Annotated in this window: 7 protein-coding genes; 6 read left to right on the forward strand and 1 reads right to left on the reverse strand. The window is 56.6% G+C overall.

The features are described 5' to 3' along the window. Window positions 1-77: 77 nt before the first annotated feature. Together ACT3XD_RS16845 and ACT3XD_RS16850 are read left to right on the forward strand one after the other, a co-directional pair. A complete protein-coding gene (locus ACT3XD_RS16845; RefSeq protein WP_192539295.1) occupies window positions 78-980 on the forward strand; it encodes an alpha/beta fold hydrolase in 903 nt (300 codons plus the stop codon). A gap of 86 nt (window positions 981-1,066) precedes the next feature. Further along, entirely contained in the window at window positions 1,067-2,080 is a 1,014-nt protein-coding gene (locus tag ACT3XD_RS16850) for a patatin-like phospholipase family protein (RefSeq protein WP_192539296.1), read from the forward strand. Between the two features lie 11 nt (window positions 2,081-2,091). Here ACT3XD_RS16850 and ACT3XD_RS16855 read toward each other — a convergent pair whose 3' ends face one another. Then, the gene (locus ACT3XD_RS16855) at window positions 2,092-2,658 is read right to left on the reverse strand and encodes a Smr/MutS family protein (RefSeq protein WP_192539297.1); all 567 of its coding nucleotides are present in this window, start codon (window positions 2,656-2,658) and stop codon (window positions 2,092-2,094) included. A gap of 181 nt (window positions 2,659-2,839) precedes the next feature. Here ACT3XD_RS16855 and prmB point away from each other — a divergent pair, with 181 nt between their 5' ends. The 4 genes from prmB (at window position 2,840) to ACT3XD_RS16875 (ending at window position 5,964) form a co-directional block, all read left to right on the forward strand. Beyond that, window positions 2,840-3,799 carry a 50S ribosomal protein L3 N(5)-glutamine methyltransferase gene (prmB, locus tag ACT3XD_RS16860; RefSeq protein WP_192539298.1) on the forward strand — a complete coding sequence of 320 codons (960 nt, stop codon included), beginning with the start codon at window positions 2,840-2,842 and terminating at the stop codon, window positions 3,797-3,799. A 13-nt stretch (window positions 3,800-3,812) separates the two neighbouring features. After that, a complete protein-coding gene (gene aroC / locus ACT3XD_RS16865; RefSeq protein ID WP_192539299.1) occupies window positions 3,813-4,904 on the forward strand; it encodes a chorismate synthase in 1,092 nt (363 codons plus the stop codon). 94 nt (window positions 4,905-4,998) lie between these two features. Next, complete coding sequence (locus ACT3XD_RS16870; protein WP_192539300.1) at window positions 4,999-5,376, forward strand: hypothetical protein; 378 nt, start codon at window positions 4,999-5,001, stop codon at window positions 5,374-5,376. A 177-nt stretch (window positions 5,377-5,553) separates the two neighbouring features. Next, window positions 5,554-5,964 carry a phasin family protein gene (locus ACT3XD_RS16875; RefSeq protein WP_018916701.1) on the forward strand — a complete coding sequence of 137 codons (411 nt, stop codon included), beginning with the start codon at window positions 5,554-5,556 and terminating at the stop codon, window positions 5,962-5,964. Window positions 5,965-6,000: the final 36 nt, after the last annotated feature.

The raw sequence follows: 6,000 nt of genomic DNA on the forward strand, positions 1-6,000 counted from the left end.
ACGCTTCTCCTATATCGAAAAACGGCTAGGCCACGCTTGCTCATTCGCAAGACTGTCGCTTGGCCAGGAAATGACTTATGTCTGAAACAACGTCTGCGTGGACGAATCGCCGTGCTGGGCAAGCGCTAGTACTTGCCCAAAGCCGCCTGGCGGCGCTGAGCTGGGGCCGCCAGGATGCCCCCGTGTGGTTAGCGCTGCACGGCTGGCTGGATAACGCGGCAAGCTTTACCCGCCTGGCGCCGCGACTGGCCGAAGTGCTGGATATCCGCATTGTAGCAATCGACTTCCGTGGCCATGGGCATTCAAAACATATTCCGGCGGGCAGTGACTATGCGCTGTGGGATTACTGCCATGACGTGCTTGATGCGATGGACACGCTAGGTATCGAGCAGGCGTCACTATTGGCCCACTCGATGGGAGCAGCCGTCGCTTGCCTAGTGGCGGCCACCATGCCGGAGCGCGTTGCTCAGTTGACGCTGATTGATGGGCTGGGGGCGTTGAATACGCCAGCAGTAGAAACCGCCAACCAGCTACGCAAAGGCTTGATGGCTTACCGACGGCCGCTTTCCCGTGCGCCGCGCTATGCCGATATAGAAAGCGCGGTTGCCGCTCGGGTCGCCGGCGGAGTAACCACACTGGATAGCGTAACGGCAATACCGCTGGTTGAGCGTAATACCGAAGCTACCGCCGATGGTTATATACAAATGCGCACCGATAGCCGGTTGCTAAAACCCTCGTTGGTACGCTTTACTCCAGAACAGGTGCTGGCCCAGTTGACCTGTATCCAGGCGCCGATGCTCTTGATTGAGGGCGAACGGGGTATTTTAGGCGAACGCGAGTGGGCTGTGCAGGCGCGCCAGGCGGTTAAGTGTCTTACGCGCCACGTGTTACCGGGCGGGCATCACCTGCATCTGGAGCCCAAGGCCGTTGCCGCCGTGGCGGAAGTCGTCGCTGCCCATTGGCAAACGGCCACGGCTTAGCGCAAGGCAGGTTATTGGGTATCGACGATTCAGAGCACGTATCAATACAACAAAGCGGGCAGGCATAAGAAAGACAAGGATAAGCAATGAACCAACTGACGCGCACTGGCAATGGCAAAAAGGTCGCCCTGGTATTGGGAAGCGGTGGGGCACGTGGCTACGCACATATTGGTGTGATCGAAGCGCTGGAAGCACGCGGTTTTGAGATTATTTCCATCGCCGGGTGCTCGATGGGCGCACTGATTGGCGGTATCTACGCCTCGGGAAAACTGCCCGAATACCGGGAGTGGGTCTGTACTCTGGATTATCTCGATGTGCTCAGGCTTATCGATATGACCTGGAGTCCCATGGGGGCCATGCGCGCCAACAAGGTGATGCACAAGTTGGAGGCGTTGGTGGGCGATGTACTGATTGAGGATCTGCCTATCCCTATTACCACGATTGCCACCGACTTGGTTCGCCAGCGAGAGGTATGGTTTCAAAACGGCCCGCTGTTGCACGCTATCCGGGCCTCCATTGCTATTCCTGGGGTGATTACCCCAGTCAGTACGGGTGATCAAATGTTAGTTGATGGCGGGCTGCTTAATCCCCTGCCCATCATGCCGGTCATCGCGGCTCACCGTGCTGACCTAGTAGTGGCCGTTAACGTGACGGCCCATAGCCCGCAGCCGGTGTCACTGGAGGAACTGCTGCCCAAGGAGCACGAAGAGAATGATAGTCGCACGGCCTCAGAGCGTGAACGCGACGCCAATATGGGGGGCTGGATGAGTGATATGCGCGAAGCCACCAAGCGGCTATGGGACGGTCTGGGGGGCAATGGAGTGGATGATGAAAGTGAAGAAGAGACGCCTGAAGCCCGTGGCAAGCGCGAGTGGAGCCGACTCGGCATGATTTTAGAATCGTTCGATATTACCCAGGCGGCGTTGGCTAAGTATAAAATTGCTGGCTACCCGCCGGATGTACTGATCGAGATACCCAAAACGGTGTGCAGTACGCATGAGTTTCATCGGGCCAAGGAGTTAATTTGCCTGGGGCGGCACTTGGCCGATGAAGCGTTAGAGCGACGCATGCCAAGCATTGCGTCGGATGCTGCGGAGTAAGTCGCGTGGGCCTACGGGCCTCGCTTACGTAACAGGATATAAACCGCACCGGTGCCACCATCGATATCAACCGCAGAGCAGAATGCCAGCACGCCCGGCCATTCACGCAGCCAGGTATTGGTATGGCTTTTAAGCACCGGGAAGTCAGAGGTGCTGCCCCACGCCTTGCCGTGAACGACCAGAACACAGCGTAAACCCTGACTTGCCGCATCGCGCAGAAAGCTTTCAAGTTCTGTACGGGCTTCTTCCAGGGTGTAGCCGTGCAGGTCGAGCCCCGCCTGCCACTCGGTTTGGCCGCGCTTTAGCTGGCTAAGGCTGCGCCAGGGTAAATCGGGTACGCTGAATTCCAGGTACTCGGAAGGGCGCACGGCTTCCACCCGGCCATCCGAGGTGCGCCCGCTGGTTTGCAGGGTGTTGCTCTCAACCGCGGCGTTGCGCCTTGCCTGGTGGGCGTTATTATCCCGCTTGGGCTTACCGGGGTCTGCCTGGTTGGTCGCAATACGGCGCACGCCTGCTGCTTGAAGCGCCTGGCGAAAGGCGCTGATATCGTCATCATTGGGCAGGTGGCGTCGCGTCATGTCAGGCTCAACGTGTGAAAAGTAAGTAATGATATAAAAGAGGCGACAGTATAGCGAGCTGAGCGCCGCTGTGAACCGGGCGGCGTCAAAGGTACAATCTTTAAAGGTACAATTTTTCTTTATCAACTGAGTGTAGCTTCATAATGGCTGCATGGATGATTTTCGTTTATCAGGAGTCGCTGTGACTACGCCCCTCAATGCTGAGACCTCTCACTCAACCCTTTCATTGCCGGATACGGCGCTGATAAGCGATCTTTTTACGTTGCGCGACTATCTACGCTGGGTATCCAGCGAGTTCTATCTGGCGGGGCTGCACTATGGTCATGGCACGGAATCCGCCTGGGATGAAGCGGTCGCGCTCTGCTTAGGCGCGCTGCATCTACCCTGGAACGTCGACCCCAGCGTTCTGGAAGCACGGCTTCTGCCCGTTGAGCGCCAGCGTATTATTGCTCTGGCCCGGGAACGGGTAATCAGCCGCCAGCCGCTCCCGTATCTGCTAGGCGAGGCGTTTTTCGCAGGCCATCCGTTCAATGTCGATGAGCGAGTGTTAATTCCACGCTCGCCGATTGCCGAGTTAATCGAAGACGGCTTTAGCGCCTGGTTCCCTGAAGAGCCCCCGGCCAGCGTGCTGGATTTATGCACCGGCTCTGGTTGTATCGGCATTGCTACAGGCCTTTACCTGCCTACCTGTGAGGTCACACTTGCCGATATCAGCCAAGATGCGTTGGCTGTCGCCCGGGAAAATATTACCCGCCACGATGTGGGCGACCGGGTACGGGCGGTTGCATCCGATGTATTTGATGGCCTTGAAGGCCAACGTTTTGATTTGATCGTTTCCAACCCGCCCTACGTGGATGCGCGTGATTTGGCCACCATGCCCGCCGAGTTTCGCCATGAACCCGCGCTGGCGCTGGGTGCTGGCAAAGACGGCTTGGATATCGTGCGGCGTATTCTGCGCGAGGCGCGCAGTCATTTAAGCGACTCCGGCTGGCTGATTGTGGAAGTGGGCAATTCTGACCGTCATGTGGAAGCTGCGTTTCCTGACGTACCTTTTATGTGGCTTGACTTCGAGCGTGGCGGCCAGGGCGTATTTGCCTTGAGCGCTGCTGAACTCGACGCCTATGCGGCGTCTTTTGTGTAAGGAATGAACGCCCATGTCTGGCAATAGTTTTGGCAAACTGTTTACCGTAACCACCTTTGGCGAAAGCCACGGCGTGGCACTTGGTGCCATCGTTGATGGCTGCCCGCCGGGGCTTGCGCTGTGTGAAGAGGATCTGCAGCGCGACCTGGACCGCCGCCGCCCGGGTAGCTCTCGGCATACCACGCAGCGTAAAGAGCCTGATCAGGTGAGGATTTTATCCGGCGTGTTCGAGGGTAAAACCACCGGCACCTCGATTGGCCTGTTGATCGAGAATACCGACCAGCGCTCCAATGATTACTCGAAAATCAAGGACCAGTTCCGTCCGGCGCACGCGGACTACACCTATCACCATAAATATGGCCATCGCGACTATCGCGGTGGTGGCCGCTCAAGCGCTCGTGAAACCGCCATGCGCGTGGCGGCAGGTGCGATTGCCAAGAAGTATCTGGCCGCCCAGGGCGTTCAGATCCGCGGTTACATGAGCCAGCTTGGCCCCATCAAGATCGAATTCAAAGAGTGGGAAGCCGTTGAGCAGAACGCCTTTTTCTGCCCCGACCCTGCCAAAGTAGCCGAGCTTGAGACCTATATGGATCAACTGCGCCGCGATCAGGATTCCGTGGGCGCAGAAATTACCGTGGTGGCCGAAGGCGTGCCGGTAGGCTTGGGCGAGCCGGTGTTTGACCGCCTGGATGCTGAGCTGGCGCATGGCTTAATGAGCATTAATGCGGTAAAAGGCATTGAGATTGGCGCAGGGTTTGGTTCGGTGGCTCAGCGGGGCAGTGAACACCGCGATGAGATGACGCCGGAAGGCTTTTTGTCCAACCATGCGGGCGGCGTCTTGGGTGGGATTTCCAGCGGGCAGCCTATCGTGGCAAGGCTTGCCCTTAAGCCCACCTCCAGTATTACCACGCCGGGGCGCTCCATTGATGTCAACGGCCAGCCTGTCGAGGTAATTACCAAAGGTCGCCACGACCCGTGCGTAGGCATTCGCGCAACACCCATCGCCGAAGCCATGATGGCCATTACACTGTTAGATCATTGGTTACGCCAACGGGGGCAAAATGGCGACGTGAGCGTTGATACGCCGCGCCTGAATCAGGTTTAGCGCAGATTTAACGTGGAGTTAGCGCAGCGTTAAAGCCATATACGGTTCGTTTAACGCTGCTACACTCAAGGGGAGATGGTTAAGGAGTAACCCCATGAAGATTAACGTTGAGTTTGATCTGACCCCGGACGAGTTCCGCCAGGCGCTTGGGCTGCCTGATATCGAGGCGTTTCAGCAAAGCCTGCTGGAAAATATCCAGCGCCAAATGGAGTCAGGTGTTGAAGGCTATGACCCCATGAGCCTGATGCGGCCTTTCTTACAGCAGCCGATGATGCAGCAAGGGTTATCGCAGGGGCTGGCTAATTTCGGGACGTACCAGCAAATGATGCTGGATATGCTGCGCCAGGCGGGTAGTTCCAGCAGCGCCACTAACCAGAGTCAGGCAGCGGACAGCGACACACCTAGCAGAGGAAGCGCCAAGGCAAAAGCTCCAGCGTCCTCACGCTCGCGTAGTAAGGGAAAAACCGAGTAACGCGGCAGGGTGCGTAACGGCCAAAAAATCACGGCCGTCATCTAAGTGTTATTGTAATGCACCATACTAGCGCTTACTCTTTTTTTGCAGTGCAACAAAAATATAACATACAGTGCAGCACATTACGTTCATAAGGGCCTTCGGGCTCACCTTAGTAACGCAATAGGAGCAGACACCATGCAAGACAAGATGACGGACGCCTTTAACGCCCAAACCCGCCAAATGTTTGAGCCGATGCGCAAGATCAACTCGCTGATGCTCAACAACATGGAAAAAATGACCCAATACCAGCTGGAAGCGATGAAACGCTATAGCCAGATGGGAACAGAGCGCATTCGTAGCGCCACGAACATTCAGGATGCGGAAAGCCTGCGCGATTTCGGTACTCAGCAAGCCGAAATGATGAATGAGATTTCGCAGCAGATGCAGGAAGACGCTCGCGCCATGAGCGAAATGAGCCTTCAGTTCAAATCTGAAATGGAAAAGCTGTTTAGCGATGCTGGTCAAAAAATGACTGAGCAGGCAACTTCAGCGGCCCAAGGCGAAAAGCCGGGTACTGCATCCAGCCAATCTTCACGTAAAAAATAAAACGTTGATTGGCTCACGGCGCCTGATGGCGCCGTA

Source organism: Halomonas sp. AOP7-B1-5 (assembly GCF_052353045.1).
Taxonomy (GTDB): Bacteria; Pseudomonadota; Gammaproteobacteria; order Pseudomonadales; family Halomonadaceae; genus Vreelandella; species Vreelandella colorata.